This is a genomic window from Devosia faecipullorum, from assembly GCF_015158295.1.
GTDB lineage: Bacteria > Pseudomonadota > Alphaproteobacteria > Rhizobiales > Devosiaceae > Devosia > Devosia faecipullorum.
In genome coordinates, this window is the sequence record NZ_JACDXV010000001.1 from 349666 (window position 1) to 363844 (window position 14179).

At 60.7% G+C, this 14179-nt stretch carries 16 protein-coding genes and 3 tRNA genes; 10 read left to right on the plus strand and 9 right to left on the minus strand.

What is annotated here, in order from left to right; all coding sequences use genetic code 11:
* Positions 1–5: 5 nt before the first annotated feature.
* The 5 genes from H0482_RS01680 to H0482_RS01700 form a co-directional block, all read right to left on the minus strand.
* Positions 6–755 carry a sugar phosphate isomerase/epimerase family protein gene (locus tag H0482_RS01680; protein ID WP_193728291.1) on the minus strand — a complete coding sequence of 250 codons (750 nt, stop codon included), beginning with the start codon at positions 753–755 and terminating at the stop codon, positions 6–8.
* Between the two features lie 156 nt (positions 756–911).
* Positions 912–1994, minus strand: coding sequence for an ABC transporter ATP-binding protein (locus H0482_RS01685; protein WP_193728292.1), 1083 nt, complete (start codon positions 1992–1994; stop codon positions 912–914).
* Between the two features lie 6 nt (positions 1995–2000).
* Positions 2001–2936 (minus strand): carbohydrate ABC transporter permease, encoded by a 936-nt coding sequence (locus tag H0482_RS01690; protein ID WP_193728293.1) that lies wholly within the window; start codon positions 2934–2936, stop codon positions 2001–2003.
* Complete coding sequence (locus tag H0482_RS01695) at positions 2933–3874, minus strand: carbohydrate ABC transporter permease (protein ID WP_193728294.1); 942 nt, start codon at positions 3872–3874, stop codon at positions 2933–2935. Before H0482_RS01695 ends, H0482_RS01690 begins: the two co-directional genes overlap by 4 nt.
* A gap of 95 nt (positions 3875–3969) precedes the next feature.
* Positions 3970–5208, minus strand: coding sequence for an ABC transporter substrate-binding protein (locus H0482_RS01700; protein ID WP_193728295.1), 1239 nt, complete (start codon positions 5206–5208; stop codon positions 3970–3972).
* Positions 5209–5440: 232 nt separating this feature from the next.
* On the opposite strand from H0482_RS01700, the gene H0482_RS01705 reads away from it, so the two are divergent.
* Positions 5441–6484: a LacI family DNA-binding transcriptional regulator gene (locus H0482_RS01705; RefSeq protein WP_193728296.1), complete on the plus strand. Its 1044-nt coding sequence runs from the start codon at positions 5441–5443 to the stop codon at positions 6482–6484.
* 5 nt (positions 6485–6489) lie between these two features.
* Here the strand turns inward: H0482_RS01705 and H0482_RS01710 are convergent.
* A tRNA-Arg gene (locus H0482_RS01710) sits at positions 6490–6566 on the minus strand.
* 245 nt (positions 6567–6811) lie between these two features.
* On the opposite strand from H0482_RS01710, the gene H0482_RS01715 reads away from it, so the two are divergent.
* Positions 6812–7552, plus strand: a complete 741-nt coding sequence (locus tag H0482_RS01715; protein ID WP_193728297.1) for an HAD hydrolase-like protein — start codon at positions 6812–6814, stop codon at positions 7550–7552.
* On the opposite strand, the gene H0482_RS01720 is transcribed toward H0482_RS01715, so the two are convergent.
* The gene (locus tag H0482_RS01720; protein ID WP_193728298.1) at positions 7549–7992 is read right to left on the minus strand and encodes an ArsR/SmtB family transcription factor; all 444 of its coding nucleotides are present in this window, start codon (positions 7990–7992) and stop codon (positions 7549–7551) included. The genes H0482_RS01715 and H0482_RS01720 overlap by 4 nt on opposite strands.
* A 165-nt stretch (positions 7993–8157) precedes the next feature.
* On the opposite strand from H0482_RS01720, the gene trhA reads away from it, so the two are divergent.
* Positions 8158–8844 carry a PAQR family membrane homeostasis protein TrhA gene (gene trhA, locus H0482_RS01725; protein ID WP_230989411.1) on the plus strand — a complete coding sequence of 229 codons (687 nt, stop codon included), beginning with the start codon at positions 8158–8160 and terminating at the stop codon, positions 8842–8844.
* A gap of 10 nt (positions 8845–8854) precedes the next feature.
* On the opposite strand, the gene H0482_RS01730 is transcribed toward trhA, so the two are convergent.
* The gene (locus H0482_RS01730) at positions 8855–9349 is read right to left on the minus strand and encodes a DUF192 domain-containing protein (protein WP_230989412.1); all 495 of its coding nucleotides are present in this window, start codon (positions 9347–9349) and stop codon (positions 8855–8857) included.
* Positions 9350–9356: 7 nt separating this feature from the next.
* On the minus strand, positions 9357–9977 hold the full coding sequence (locus H0482_RS01735) for a cold-shock protein (RefSeq protein ID WP_193728299.1): 621 nt from the start codon (positions 9975–9977) through the stop codon (positions 9357–9359).
* Positions 9978–10165: 188 nt separating this feature from the next.
* Between H0482_RS01735 and H0482_RS01740 the strand changes: the two genes are divergently transcribed.
* The 7 genes from H0482_RS01740 (at position 10166) to H0482_RS01770 (ending at position 14122) form a co-directional block, all read left to right on the plus strand.
* Entirely contained in the window at positions 10166–10582 is a 417-nt protein-coding gene (locus H0482_RS01740) for a VOC family protein (RefSeq protein ID WP_193728300.1), read from the plus strand.
* Positions 10583–10827: 245 nt separating this feature from the next.
* Complete coding sequence (locus tag H0482_RS01745) at positions 10828–11304, plus strand: YcbK family protein (protein ID WP_193728301.1); 477 nt, start codon at positions 10828–10830, stop codon at positions 11302–11304.
* A gap of 92 nt (positions 11305–11396) precedes the next feature.
* Positions 11397–11471: transfer RNA gene (locus H0482_RS01750), tRNA-Glu, on the plus strand.
* Positions 11472–11518: 47 nt separating this feature from the next.
* A tRNA-Glu gene (locus H0482_RS01755) sits at positions 11519–11593 on the plus strand.
* A gap of 557 nt (positions 11594–12150) precedes the next feature.
* Positions 12151–12453, plus strand: a complete 303-nt coding sequence (locus tag H0482_RS01760; RefSeq protein WP_193728302.1) for a hypothetical protein — start codon at positions 12151–12153, stop codon at positions 12451–12453.
* A complete protein-coding gene (locus H0482_RS01765) occupies positions 12453–12950 on the plus strand; it encodes a hypothetical protein (protein ID WP_193728303.1) in 498 nt (165 codons plus the stop codon). The genes H0482_RS01760 and H0482_RS01765 overlap by 1 nt, the downstream gene beginning before the upstream one ends.
* A 38-nt stretch (positions 12951–12988) precedes the next feature.
* Positions 12989–14122, plus strand: coding sequence for a leucine-rich repeat domain-containing protein (locus H0482_RS01770; protein ID WP_193728304.1), 1134 nt, complete (start codon positions 12989–12991; stop codon positions 14120–14122).
* The last annotated feature ends 57 nt before the right edge of the window (positions 14123–14179 follow it).

The following is a 14179-nucleotide window of genomic DNA, read 5'->3' on the forward strand; positions in this document are numbered from 1 at the left end:
TTGGCTTATTTCCAGTTCTGTGCGGTGGCGATCGAGCGCGTGGCGAAACGCGCTGCATCGCTGGGATTGTCATGTTCGGCGACGAAATATTGCGCCTTGGTCTTTGCCTGGACCTTCTTGATCAGCTCGTCCCAGCCGACGACGCCATGGCCCACATCGGCCCAGCCGCTTTCCTCGGGATTTTCTCCCTCGGCGGCGATGTCCTTGACGTGAACGGCGGTAATGCGGTCGCCATACTTGTCGAACCAGGCGACCGGATCGGCCTTGCCCCGGATCACCCACGCCACGTCGCACTCCCATTCGATCTTTGGCGCGGTTTCGAGGATGATTTCCATCGGCGTGCGACCCGAAGTGGTCGGCACGAATTCAAAATCGTGATTGTGCCAGCCGAAGCCATAGCCTTCCTTGGTGAAGACCTCACCCAGCGAAGCCAGCGTTTCCGCCAGTTCGAGCCACTTGGACTCATCTTCGCTGCGCTGATCCGGCATGATGAAGGGACAATAGATGCGCTTGATGCCAAGGGTTTCGGCAATTCTGAGCGCGCCGGAGCTATCCTTGAGCTGGTCGAGCCCAAAATGGCCGGTCGGCATGATCAGGTTGTTCTTCTTGAGATCGGCGGCAAGCCCTGCGGCATCGGCGTAGAGCCCGCCAAAGCCTTCGACCTGGCGATAGCCGAGTGCGGACAATGTGCCGAAGAATTCGGACATGGAGGAGACGTTGCGAGCGCTGTAAAGCTGGAAAGACAGCTCGGTCATGGATGGCCTCTTGGATACTGGCGATTGAATGCGGTATCGCATCTGATCGAGGTTTTAGCTGCCGGGAAGACGGGCGTCGCCGCGCCGGAGCAGATCGAATACCGCAAAAGTAATATTGGACGGCGTCCCGGGGGACGCCGCCGAATTCAGGGTCGGTTACAGCCGGCTCTCGGTCGTAGCATCGAACAGCGAGCCGCGGGCGATGTCGAAACCGAGATTCACCTTGTCGCCGGCGGTCAGCGGAACATCGCTGGAGCAGCGGAAGGTGATAGGAACGCCGGCCACCCGGGTCCAGGCCAGGGTTTCCGATCCCATGGGCTCGACGATCTCGATCTCGGCCTCCGTCTTGAACGGCATGGTCTGGGCACCTTCCCCGATAAAGATATGCTCGGGGCGAACGCCGAGAACTGCCTTGCCCGAAGCAGCGGACGCCGATTCAAATTCATAGGCGCCGACCGGAATCTTGGTGCCGTCGTCGGCGGTAAATGTCTGCCCTTCCAGCGTGCCGCTGAGAAAGTTCATCGAAGGCGAGCCGATAAAACCCGCCACATAGAGGTTGACCGGCTTGTTATAGATCGTGTGCGGGTCGGCAAGCTGCTGGATCACGCCGTTTTTCATGATGGCGATGCGGTCCGCAAGTGTCAGGGCCTCGATCTGGTCGTGGGTCACGTAGATCATGGTATTCTTGAGCCGCGCATGCAGGCGCTTGATTTCGACTCGCAGATCGCTTCGCAGTTTGGCGTCAAGATTGGACAGCGGCTCGTCGAACAGGAACACGTCCACGTCCCGAACCAGCGCGCGGCCGATGGCGACGCGCTGGCGCTGCCCGCCGGACAGATTGGCCGGCTTGCGATGCAGAAGCGGTTCGATCTGGAGGATTTCGGCGGCGCGCTTCACGCGGCTTTCGATTTCCGCCTTGGGCATGCCGGCGACGCGCAGCCCGAAGCTCAGATTCCGCTCCACCGTCATCTGCGGGTAAAGCGCATAAGACTGGAACACCATGCCGATGCCGCGGTCCTTGGGCTCTTCCCAGGTCACGTTCTTGCCATTGATGAAAATCTGCCCGTCCGAAACGTCCAGAAGCCCGGCAATGCAATTGAGCAAGGTGGACTTGCCGCAGCCCGAAGGCCCGAGCAGCACGATGAACTCGCCCTGGGCAATGTCGAGATTGAGGTTCTCGAGCACCTTCACACTACCGAAGTTGAGCGACAGATCCTTGATGGAAACGCTAGGTTGCATAGTGATTTATCCCTTCACGGCGCCAGCGGCGACGCCGCGTACGAACAATTTGCCGGAGACAAAGTAGATGATCAGCGGCACGAGCCCGGTCAGCACGGTCGCGGCCATGTTGACGTTGTATTCGGGCGTCCCCTGAGCGGAGTTGACGATATTGTTGAGCTGAACGGTCATCGGCAGGTTCTGCGTGCCGGCAAAGACGACGCCGAACAGGAAGTCGTTCCAGATGCCGGTCACCTGCAGGATGATCGCCACGACGAAGATCGGCAGTGACATGGGCAGCATGATCTCGAAGAAAATGCGCCAGAACCCTGCCCCGTCCACGCGCGCCGCCTTGAACAATTCCTGCGGCAGCGCCGAGAAATAATTGCGGAAAAGCAGCGTCAGGATTGGCATGCCGAAAATGGTGTGGATGAGAATGACCGCCTGCAGCGAGCCGAAAATCCCCAGTTCACGGGTGATGATCACCAGCGGATAGAGCATGACCTGATAGGGAATGAACGAGCCGAAGATCAGCACGGCGAAGAAGAAATCAGCCCCCTTGAACCGCCAGTTGACCAGCGCATAGCCGTTCACCGCCGCGATGAAGATGGAGACGATGGTGCTCGGAATGGTGATCTTGACCGAGTTCCAGAAGCCCGGCGCCAGCCCCTGACAGGTCAGGCCCGTACAGGCGCTGGTCCATGCCTTGGCCCAGGCATCGAAATTGATCTGGCTGGGCAGCGCGAAGATATTGCCGAAGCGGATTTCCGGCATGGTTTTGAACGACGTAATCACCATGATGTAGAGCGGAAACAGGAAGTAGAGCGAGAAGAAGACCAGGGTCGTGTAGATCATGATCTTCTTCGGCGTGAAGAACGGCTTGGGACGCGGCCCGCGCGGTTCGACGCCGTTGGCGGCGCCGCCTTGTGGCGTCGTGTCCGTCATAATGGCTGACTGGCTCATGTGCGGCGCCCCTTTCCACCGAATTCGAGATAGGCCCACGGAATGACGATGATGAGGACGGTGAGCAGCATCATGGTTGCAGCCGCCAGGCCCTGGCCGATATTGCCGCCCCCGAACATGTAATTGATGACGTATTTGGCCGGCACTTCCGAGGAGATGCCAGGGCCGCCATTCGTCAGCGCCACGACCAGGTCATAGAGGCGGACAATGCCCGAACCGATCAGCACCACGGCGGTGATCAGCACGCCCCGCATCATCGGCAGCACTACCGAGACATAAGTGCGCCAGGTGGGAATGCCGTCCACGCGCGCCGCTTTCCAGATTTCCTCGTCCACCCCGCGCAACCCAGCCAGCATCAGGATCATGCAGAAGCCGACGCCCTGCCAGAGCCCCGCGATCAACAGCGCGAACAGCACCATGCGCGGATTTGCGATCCAGTCGAAGGTGAAACTTTCCCAGCCCAGCTTGCGCATCGTGCCCTGAAGGCCGAGCGTGGGGTTCATGATCCATTGCCAGACCAGGCCGGTCACGATGAAGCTCAGCGCGAATGGATAGAGCATGATCGTGCGGAAGGCGCTTTCGAAGCGGATCTTCTGGTCCATCAGCACCGCCAGGAGGAAACCCAGCGTCAGCGTGAGAACCAGCGACATGGCGCCATAGCTCACCAGATTGGTGACCGAGATATTCCAGCGCGACGTCGCGAACAGCCTCTCATATTGATCGAAACCGACGAATTTTCCGGTCGGGAGCAGTTTCGAATTGGTGAAAGAATAGTAGACGGTCCAGATCGTGCAGCCGATGAACACGATCAGCACCGTGGCCACCATGGGGGTGGCCGCAATCTTGGCGGGCAGGTTGTGAAAGAATATTTTCTTGAGGAGCCCCGGACGTTCGGCTTGCCGAGCACCCTCCCCCGATTGAACGGCAATGTCCGCCATTTCGTCTCTCCATAACAAAGTGGTCGACCTTGCCAATCAAGGCCGACCACCGCTTTTCAGTGATGAGAACCGAAGTTCATCAAAACCTGCCGCTTTTAGTCGGCCTGTTCGATGATCGAGGCATAACGCTCGACATAGTCATCGACGGTGATGGAATCGTCGGCGATGAATTCCATGTTCAGATCCTGCATCTGCTGCTGGGTGTCGCTGGAGAGCGCGAAGTCACCCGACGGCAGCAGGCCGTTGCCCAGCAGACCGATTGCCTTTTGCATGCAGGCATTGGCGCCCGACAGGTCGATGTCGGTACGGATCGGCATCGAACCCTTGACCATGTTGAACTTCAACTGGGCTTCGGGCGAAATCAGGATGCGGGCCAGCTGGGTCTGCGCTTCGATCACTGCCGGATCGGTGCCTTCAGGCAGGATCGGGAAGTAGAAGGAGTCGCCACCGCCGGTCAGCTGGTCGCCGAGGCCGAGCGCGGGCAGACATTCGTAGTCTTCGCCCGGAACGCCGCCGGCCACCTGGAGATCGCCAGCCAGCCAGTCACCATGGATATTGCCGGCTGCTTCGCCAGCCAGGAGCTGGTTGCCGACGTCACCGAAGGAGGGGACCATCATGTCCGGCGAAATCACCGAACGCAGATCGTCCATGGCTTCGGCGACCTTGCGGAACTCGGGGCCGCGCACGGCCGCTGCATCCTTGTCGCGGTTGATGGCGATGACCAGGTCGCTGCCGCCCAGGCCGGACATCAGCACGCCCGGAACGCCCGAGATCGGCCAGCCGGTGGCGAGACCGAAGGGCAGGATGCCCGCTTCCTGGAGTGCTGGCCAGGAATCCACATATTCGTTCCAGTTGGTCGGAACCGGCTGGCCGATCTTCTCATAGGCGGCGGTGGAGAGCCACAGCCAGTCCCAGGAGTGGATGTTGATCGGCAGACAATAGAGACCGCCTTCGTAGCGGCAGGGCTCGAGCAGCGACTGGTCTACGTAGAAGGAGTCGATATCGAGATCGGCGACGACATCGGTCAGGTCGCGCATCAGGCCGGCCTGAATGAGTTCTTCGGCGTCGCGACCGGTATTCATCTGCGTGGCGCCCATCGGGTTGCCGCCGATGATGCGGCTGATGATGACGGGGTTGGCGCCGGTGCCCGAACCAGCCAAGGCGCTATCGACCCAGGTATTGCCGGTTTGTTCTTCGAAGACCTTGGCGAATTCGGCGATGGCAGCGGCTTCACCAGCCGACGTCCACCAATGCGTGACTTCCAGCTCGGCGGCATAGGCCGTGGAGCCGAGGAAAGCGGTTGCCATAGCGGCGACCACTGCAAACTTTTTCATAATTGTCCTCCCAACGAACACGAGGAGCGAGCGCTCCAGTGATGCACCAATTGCAGGCCTGCCACTCCCTGGGCGCAACCCTCAACTGCGTGTAATCGATTGCACTACACGTTCCAAATGGGTTGTGCAATCGATTTCAGGAGTTTCATACAAGCCTTGCGGACCTGTCAAGATCGATTTAGACCCTTTGGATTATTGACAGCACAACAGGGTGCTGAAAGCGGTGAATCACTTGAAAAAAACACCGACGATTCAAGATGTTGCGCGATTCGCATCGGTTTCTGCTGCCACGGTCAGCCGTGCTCTCTCGACACCCGAACGGGTAAGCGAAGACACTCGTGCACGCATTTCCGAAGCCATTCATGCAACAGGTTACACGCTGAACCAGGCTGCCCGCTCGCTGCGCCGGCGCAGCGCCAGAACCATCCTTGTTGCGCTGCCCGATATTCGCAATCCGTTCTTCTCGTCCATCCTCGATGCCATCGAGAGGGAGGCGACCAGTCGCGGCTATGGCGTGCTGGTTGCAAATCTCTATTTCGGCGCCGTGACCGCCCGGCGTCTACAGGATTACATGCTGTCCAATCGCGCCGATGGCCTGCTGCTCCTCGATGGGTCGCTCGATCCCGAAATGCTCGACGCCATCACCATGCCGCCCTATTCCGTGCCGCTGGTTGTGGCCTGCGAAAGCATTCCCGACACCGATTTCCACACCGTGCAGACGGATAACGCCCAGGCCGCGGAGCGCGCCACCCAGCATCTCCTGGATCTGGGCCATGTCAGGATCGGCCACATCATGGGGCCGGACAGCAATGTGGTGGCGCGCGACCGACTCGCCGGCTTCAGGCGGGCCATGGAGCGCGCCGGGCATGACGTGCCGCCCGAATGGCTGTTTCGCGGCAATTTCGAGATGAGCAGCGGCTTTTCCGCCGCCGCGCGCTTCATGGCGCTGGGCGAACGCCCGACGGCGATTTTCGCGGCCAATGACGAAGCGGCCATAGGCTTCCTCTCCGGGATGCGCCAGCATGGCCTGCAATGTCCCGACGACGTCTCGATAGTGGGCTTTGACGATCTGGCCGTCGCGGCCCATTACGCACCACCCCTGACCACGATGCGCCAGCCTCGGGAAACGCTGGGGCGCATGGCTGCCGAAGCGCTGATCGACATTCTGGAGGGCGCTAGCCCGGCGCAAGGCCCATTGCACATCGTTCTCAATTCGGAGCTGGTCGTGCGCGACAGCACAGGACGCCCTGCCCCAAAAAATAGGAAAATTGCTTGAAGAATTGGCGATCCCGACAGGATTCGAACCTGTGACCAACAGCTTAGAAGGCTGCTGCTCTATCCAGCTGAGCTACGGGACCGCAACGGGCACTCCTTTACAACATTTTCTGGCGATGACCACAGGCCAATGGCCTCCATTTCTATTCGCCACCCCTGCCACGCTCACAGGCAAGGCCCGTCGCAGCACCTCCCGAATCTCGGCCGATTCCGGTTGTTTTCGTGTGGAAAACCCGCCTCGTCCTGACCTGGGTCACAGGTTGATTACCCGCTGATTTACCATATACCCTTGCTCGGAAGCGCGAATTAGGCCACTTTGCCGCCACAAATGGGGATCGATCCACTGGCTGAAAACGCGACCCGACCCACCATCGTGCTCTTCGACCTCGATGGAACATTGGTGCATCACGTCAATCCGCGTGTCCTGCAAATGCTGGAATTCCTGGACGATTGTTCGCACAGGGGTGGCCGGTTGGCGGCGCGGTTCCGGCTGATGCGGCGCCACCGCGTTGTGGACCGCACGCCCAAATTGCTCGTGCACAAGGCCATCCACAAGGTTCGCCGGAAATCGGTGGAGCAGATGCTCATGCCCTGCGCCACCATGCGCTGCGTGCTTGGCCGCCTGCGCGCCGAAGGCGTGGCGCTGGGCGTGGTCAGCAATGGCCTGGGCGCCGGCTATGGCCACGACGTGCTCGAGGCTTTCGACCTCAAGAAATATTTCTCCACCTCGGTGTTCCGGGAAGATGTCTCTCGCGGCAAGCCCTGGCCCGATTCCATCGTCGCCGCCCTCAAGGGCCTCGGACGCGAACTGCGGGCCAGCGACGTGATCTGGTATATCGGCGACCAGCGCAAGGACATCGCTGCGGCGCAGGCGGCTTCCGCCGCCATCGGACGGACCATCATCCCCTTCGCACTGGGCGCGCGCGCCGCCCTCACCGTCGAGGCGCTGGTTCCGCCCGCCCAGATCATGTGGACGGTCTCCGATTTCGAACGGGCAGTGTCGTCCGCCTTCGACATGGACGAACGCGGTCTGTCGCTGATCGATTCCCTGCCCGCGCCCCTGCTCTAGAAATCGAAACCCATCTGGTTGATCGCAGCCTTCGGCCCGTCCAGCTTTTCGGCCGACCTGGTCTTTTTCGGCCTGACCATATCCTCGGGCGTTGCGGCCACCACGATCGGCTGCGGCGCGACCATGTCAACGACTGGGACCGGCTTTGGCTCGCCGACCTCGTTCGCGGCCCGCAGCGTTTCAATCCAGCCGATGGCCTTGTCCAGCTTCCGGGGCCGGAAGGCATAGAGATTTTCCCGGCCCTTCTTCACCTCGGCAACCAGCCCGGCCTGCTTGAGAACCCGCAGATGCCGGGAAATCGCCGGACGGCTGATCGAGAATTCATCGGCCAGCCGATGCACCGGAATCGGTCCATTGGCCAGGATTTCGATGATGCGGCAGCGCGTCACGTCCGCCAGCGCGGAATAGAGGGCAATGGGTGGCTTGGATGTCCTGCTCATGACGCTGGTTAAAGTAACGCCGGCGTTACCCGTCAAGGCCCCGGCAAGCCCGCAAGCACTTGTTCACCAGGAAAGTTGCGCGCCCCTTTACGATGCCACGCGATAGTGAGCGCCATTAAAGCTTCCGGTCACACCCCTGCCACACGATGTAGGCAAGGAGGACCGATGATGACCAGCGCAGCCAGGATCGTGCCAAGAGGATCGGACGAGCGCCGCCCCTATTCGCTTGCCGAAATCATCGCCGATGCGGCGGTACACATTTTCGGTCTGGTCGTGGCCATTGCCGCCGGATCCATACTGCTGGCCTTTGCGCTGCTCCACACCGCCCCCGAAGCCTTTCCGGCGCTTGTCGTCTATGTCGCCACGCTCATCGTGGTGCTCGGCGTTTCGCTCGCCTACAACATGTCGCCTTCCTCCCCGGTCAAGCGCTATCTGGCGCGGCTCGATCAGGCGGCCATCTTTCTGTTCATTGCCGGCTCCTATACGCCTTTCCTCGCCGTGCTCGGCGGCACGCCGACCGGAATCATCATGATGAGCCTGGTCTGGGGAGCCTCATTGGTCGGCGTGGCGCTCAAGCTGATCGTGCCGCAGCGTTTCGGCCGCGTCGCCATCCTGCTCTATCTCGCCATCGGCTGGAGTGGAGTTCTGGTATTCCAGTCGCTGGGCCAGGCCCTTCCCGCCACCACGCTCTGGCTGCTGCTGGCCGGCGGCATCACCTATTCGGCGGGCATCATCTTCCATCTGTGGGAGAAGCTGCGCTTCCAGAACGCGCTCTGGCACGTCTTCGTGGTGGCCGGCGCCAGCCTGCACCTCTGGGCCGTGATCGACTGCATGGTCGTCGCCCGCCTCTGACGCATCGATTTTATTTGATTCTGGCGTGCTCGACTGTGTCGCCCGCCGCAATGCCCAGTTCGACCGAACGGCCGCCCGGAATTTCCAGCACATATTGCACCGGACCATCGGAGGGGATCGAGGTCACATCATGCGGCCGCGCATTGACGTGGATATTCTGCACCACCCCATCGGCCTTGATGAAGATCATGTCCAGCGGGATATAGGTATTGCGCATCCAGAAGGACACGGCGCGCTCCGCCTCGAAATCGAACAGCATGCCGGCATCCGGCGCCAATTCCATCACATACATCAGGCCCTGGGCGCGGCTCTCCGGCGTGTCCACGACTTCGACCGCAAAGGCATGCGCGCCCGAGGCGCTGTTGATCACCAGCCGGGATTCATCGCTGCACGCGGCGAGCGAGATGCCGACCAAGGCGACCATCGCCACACTGGCGAAAGCGCGCAAGCGCGGGGGATGGGCTGGCAGGCTTACGGAATTGGGCACGGCCGGAAGGCCTTTCATGGAAGAATCAGTGCGAAGACGGCGCTTCGCCCCAACCATCCGGGCGAATTTCGGCGACCATGAGGCCCTTGGGGCCATTTCCATAGCGCACCAGCACGAACTGACCCGGCCGCAATTCGGTAATGCCGAAGCGGCGCAGGGTTTCCATATGCACGAAAATATCCGGTGCACCGTCACCGGCGGACAGAAAGCCGAAGCCACGGATGCGGTTGAACCATTTCACTTCCAGCCGCACCATGCCCGAGGTCGGCTCGACCACGACATGGGTACGCGGCGCCGGCATTTGCGAGGGATGAAGCGCGGTCGATTCGTCCATGGAAACGATGCGGAACGCCTGCAATCCACCTGGCCGGTTCAGCGCCTCGACGACGATGCGCGCGCCCTCATAGGCGGTCTGGTAGCCATCGCGGCGCAGACAGGTGACATGCAGCAACACGTCCGGCATGCCATTGTCCGGCACGATGAAGCCGAAGCCCTTGCCGGCGTCGAACCACTTGATGGACCCGGCAATCTCGATGACATCGAGCGACGATTGCTGGCCGGCAGGCACACCAATCTCGCGCAGGTTTTCCGCTGTTTCGGATAGCCCGGTGGACTTGTCGTCCTCGCCGCTGACCTTGGCCCCCATATTCCCAACGCCCTCTTACACGCCCGCCGCCTGCGGGTACTCCAACTTGCTCAAATCAGTCTGGCCGATTCAACGCCAAAAGTTAAGAAGTTCTTGCGATTTTATTGACAGGGCATTTCGCCGCCATTGCCCCTGACCGCCGGGATTGTTAGGCCATGGATGGATTTTGCCGCCATAGGAGGATTGCCATGAAATACCTGCACACCATGGTGCGCGTCACCAATATCGATGACAGCCTCCGATTCTATTGCGACGGCCTGGGTCTGGAAGAGGTGCGCCGCAGGGAAAACGAAAAAGGCCGCTTCACCCTGATCTTCCTGCGCGCCCCCGGCGATGAAGGTAGCGAGGTCGAACTGACCTATAACTGGGATCCCGAGCCCTATGCCGGCGGCCGCAATTTCGGCCACCTGGCCTATCGGGTCAAAGACATCTACGCCCTGTGCCAGCATCTCTCCGGCATGGGCGTGGTGATCAACCGCCCGCCGCGCGACGGTCACATGGCCTTCGTCAAATCTCCGGACGGAATTTCCGTGGAACTGATTCAGGATGGTCATCTCGACCCGCAGGAGCCCTGGGCCTCAATGCCCAATACCGGCACCTGGTAAGCGGCGGGCCTTTGCCCTTGGGATAGGCCACCGGCTCACCGCTCGTCACCCTCAGGCTCAACCCAAGAGTGACGATCCGGGGCGGAACACCATCCGGTGCCAGCTGCGATGCCTTTCGCCCCCTTAACCTGCCGCTAACCCTTCCGCTTAGGTCCGGGTTAGCGAAACCGCTCTAATTTTATCGATCATACCCACTCGCCCATTGCCTGTTGCTTCTATGCGACAGCGACCCCGGTAAGGTCGATATGCCTCGATTGTTTCGCTCCTTCGCCGCCCTTGCGCTGACCGCCATTACCCTGGCCGGCTGCCTGCCCATGGCCATGTTCGCCAGCGGCGGCGGCGCGGGCTATTCCGGCCTCAGGCAGGACTGGGGCACCTATGTGAGTTCCAACGAAGTCAACGCGCTCTGCATCTCGCCCAAGCTCCGCTTCGTCATCTGGGAATTCGAGGGCCATTTCGGCAAGCGCATCGTGATGAACTCGGGATATCGCAATGCCTTCCACAATTCCGCGGCGGGGGGCGCCGACAATTCCTTCCACACGAAATGCATGGCGGCCGATTTCTACATGCCTGGCGTTCCCAAGGAGCAATTGATCGCCTTTGCCCGGCGCACGGATGGTGTGGGCGGGCTCGGCTGCTATCCGGGCCGCAATTTCATTCATGTCGATGTGCGTGACGTTCCCCGTGGCCGCAAGGGCCCTGTCACCTTCGAAGGCTGTTGATAACTCGCCTTCAGGAAATTTCCTCACAGGATCAACGCAAAAGGGGTTGCGCAATCAGATGCACCCCACTATACGACGGCCATCGCGCAGATGCGCCCTTCGTCTATCGGTTAGGACGGCACCCTTTCACGGTGCAGAGAGGGGTTCGATTCCCCTAGGGCGTACCATCCCCCTCGCTTTTGAAGCGAGTGGCGATTAACTTAGCGTAGAGCGTGCGCCCATCGTCTAGCGGTCAGGACACCGCCCTCTCACGGCGGGAACAGGGGTTCGATTCCCCTTGGGCGTACCAATAAAATCGAGGGCTTTGTCAGGCCCCTCCTTCAGATCAAGTATCAGTGCAATGTTCCGTGATGAACAGTCGCGAACAAACGCATCTGTTGTCGACTCGACCGATTCCGGCCTGACAGCCAATGGAAATTCCCACTGGAGCACCGCTGCAAGCGCCTGCTAGCGTAAGGCAACCGCTGGCCTGGCGCCGCATCAGCGTCTGCCCTGACCGTCCTGCGTCGAACTTCACACAGCAAGTGTTCTGCTCCTTTCTCCCCTGAGCGCCAGAAGCAGATACGGCCATTACTCCGCTCGACCAATGAGTCTCGGGACAACCCGCCCAAGCAGCCGGCGAGCCGGCGCTCTCAAGGCCAGAAAGGATCGGAGACGCCTTAAAAGCTGCAGATCCGGCAACGTCGCCGAAATCCGGAAACCGCTGCGCTTCCCAGCGGCGCCCATATACCTGGCCAAAACAGCCATGCCTATTCCGTCGCCCTACCCCAATTGGGTTATTCTGAGCAATGTCGGCGGGCGCTAGCTTCGGGCCATAAACTATTATGGCTCTGGAGTATTATCTCAATGAAGCACCATTTCGCTCTACTGGCCTCCGTGCTGGCCATCGGCCTTGGCGCGAGCATGACCAATGCGCAGTCTTTGGAGCTCAACACCTACATGATCGCCTGGGGCGCCGAGAATTGCGAGAGCTTCGATTACCCCGAGGATCTTCAACGCCACGCCACCATGGATGTGCTGCAGTCTCCCGCCCATGAAGTGACGGACATGCAGGCTAAAATGGATTTTGCGCTCGATGGCTTTGAAAACAATATCGAGGAATTGTGTGAGTTCCTTCCCTATATGCTTGAGGAAGATGAAGAGGAATAATGCGACGTCTGGGCTCCATAGCCGTGGCGCTGATGCTGGCGCTGGCATCCGCAACGATGGCCAGCCAGCCGGACGTCGGTGAATGGGCTGATCCCATAAGGGCCGGCCTCGCCGCCTATGCCGACGCCGCGCCGCCCCTCGACCGTGTTGAGAATCTCGAGATTTCCCTCCCAAGCGATGCGGTCATGACGCTGCGTTGGTCGGCCAGTGCTGAACGCTTCGTAGAGGTCCTGAAAATGATCGAAGCACGGGCCGAGCCGTCCGGGGATGGTTATGACCATACAACCGGTCTCAACCGCTTCGCCCAGCACTTGCCTGGTGGCGCATATGTGGCCGTCGAGCACTGGGCCGACCACTTTGGCCTGTATCGGCTTGTCATGGTCACGTCGGTCTCGCCCTGGATTGCCGATGAATGGTTGACCGCCTTCGAGACCTATCGCCGGGCCGGGGGCTTCGGCGGCACACCTTTGCTTACGCCGCCGCTGCCTGCGCCCTGAATGCGGCTGTGGCTGGCGCTATTTGCCCGGAGAAACCGATGTTGAAACGCCAACGTATTCGCGCGGCTCTTGCAGCTCTCGTCTTTTTCGCGGCCCCGCTCGTTGCGTCTGCCGATTCCCAGGTGATCCTCCGGCTCAATGAACTGGACGTAAAATGGAAAAATGGACCGGTCGACGCCGAGGGCTTCGAGCAGCTGCAATCGCTGACTTTGCCGCACACGGCGCGCGATAGCTTCACCAATGCCGATCTTGCCCTGCTGGCCAAGCTGCCCCGGCTCGGCCATCTCGACCTGTCTCTGGTCAAAACCATCACCCCCAAGGGATTGGCCGCCCTTCTCGACGCGCCCGCTCTGTGGAATCTGTCGTTTCGCATGTCCCAATTGGGCCCAGAACACGTCGCGGTCCTGTCGCAGCTGACCGGCCTCAAGGCTCTGGCCCTCGATGACAACCAGGCCGTGGGCGACGATGCGCTGGCAATGCTGGCAAAGCTGCCGCAGCTCAAAGTGCTGACGCTGGATGGCACAAGCCTCACCAATGGAGGGATATCGACTCTTGCCGGTCATCCCACTCTGGAAAGCCTGAGCCTGGCGCGCACCAGGGTCGATGATGCCATTTTCCAGCCGCTCAGCATGATAGCGACGCTGCGCGAACTTTCCCTCGCTAAGACCTCTGTGACCGGTGAAGGCGTGGCGCAACTCAAAGCTGTTTCAGGCTTCCAGCAGATCGGGCTGATGGATTCAAAACTGACAGATCGGGGAGCGGCCGAGCTTGGGGAGATTTCATCGCTGCGGCGGGCCTATCTGTGGAGAACGGGCATCGGCGATGCGCCCATGCCGGCCCTGGCTGCCTTGCCGGAACTGGCCACTTTATACCTCGACGGCACGAAGATTACGGACACGGGCCTTGCCATGCTCGGCCAGTCCCGGTCGATCGAGACACTTTGGCTGTCTGAGACCAGCATTGGCGATGACGGCATGGCCGCGCTGACGGGCCTGCCGCTCTCCTCCATCCAGATCAACAAGACCGGGGTGGGGAATGACGGCCTGCTTGTGCTCGCCGCGATACCAAGCCTTCGCAACATTTCCGCACGGGACAGCGCGATTACCGAGGAAGGCGTCTCTGCCGCCATGAATGTGGACGGACGCAATGAAAAGCTCGCCATCACGCGATAGCAGGACAAATCCCCGCGCAAACGCGCGAGCCGCGATCGCGCTGGAGCCGTGGCAGGC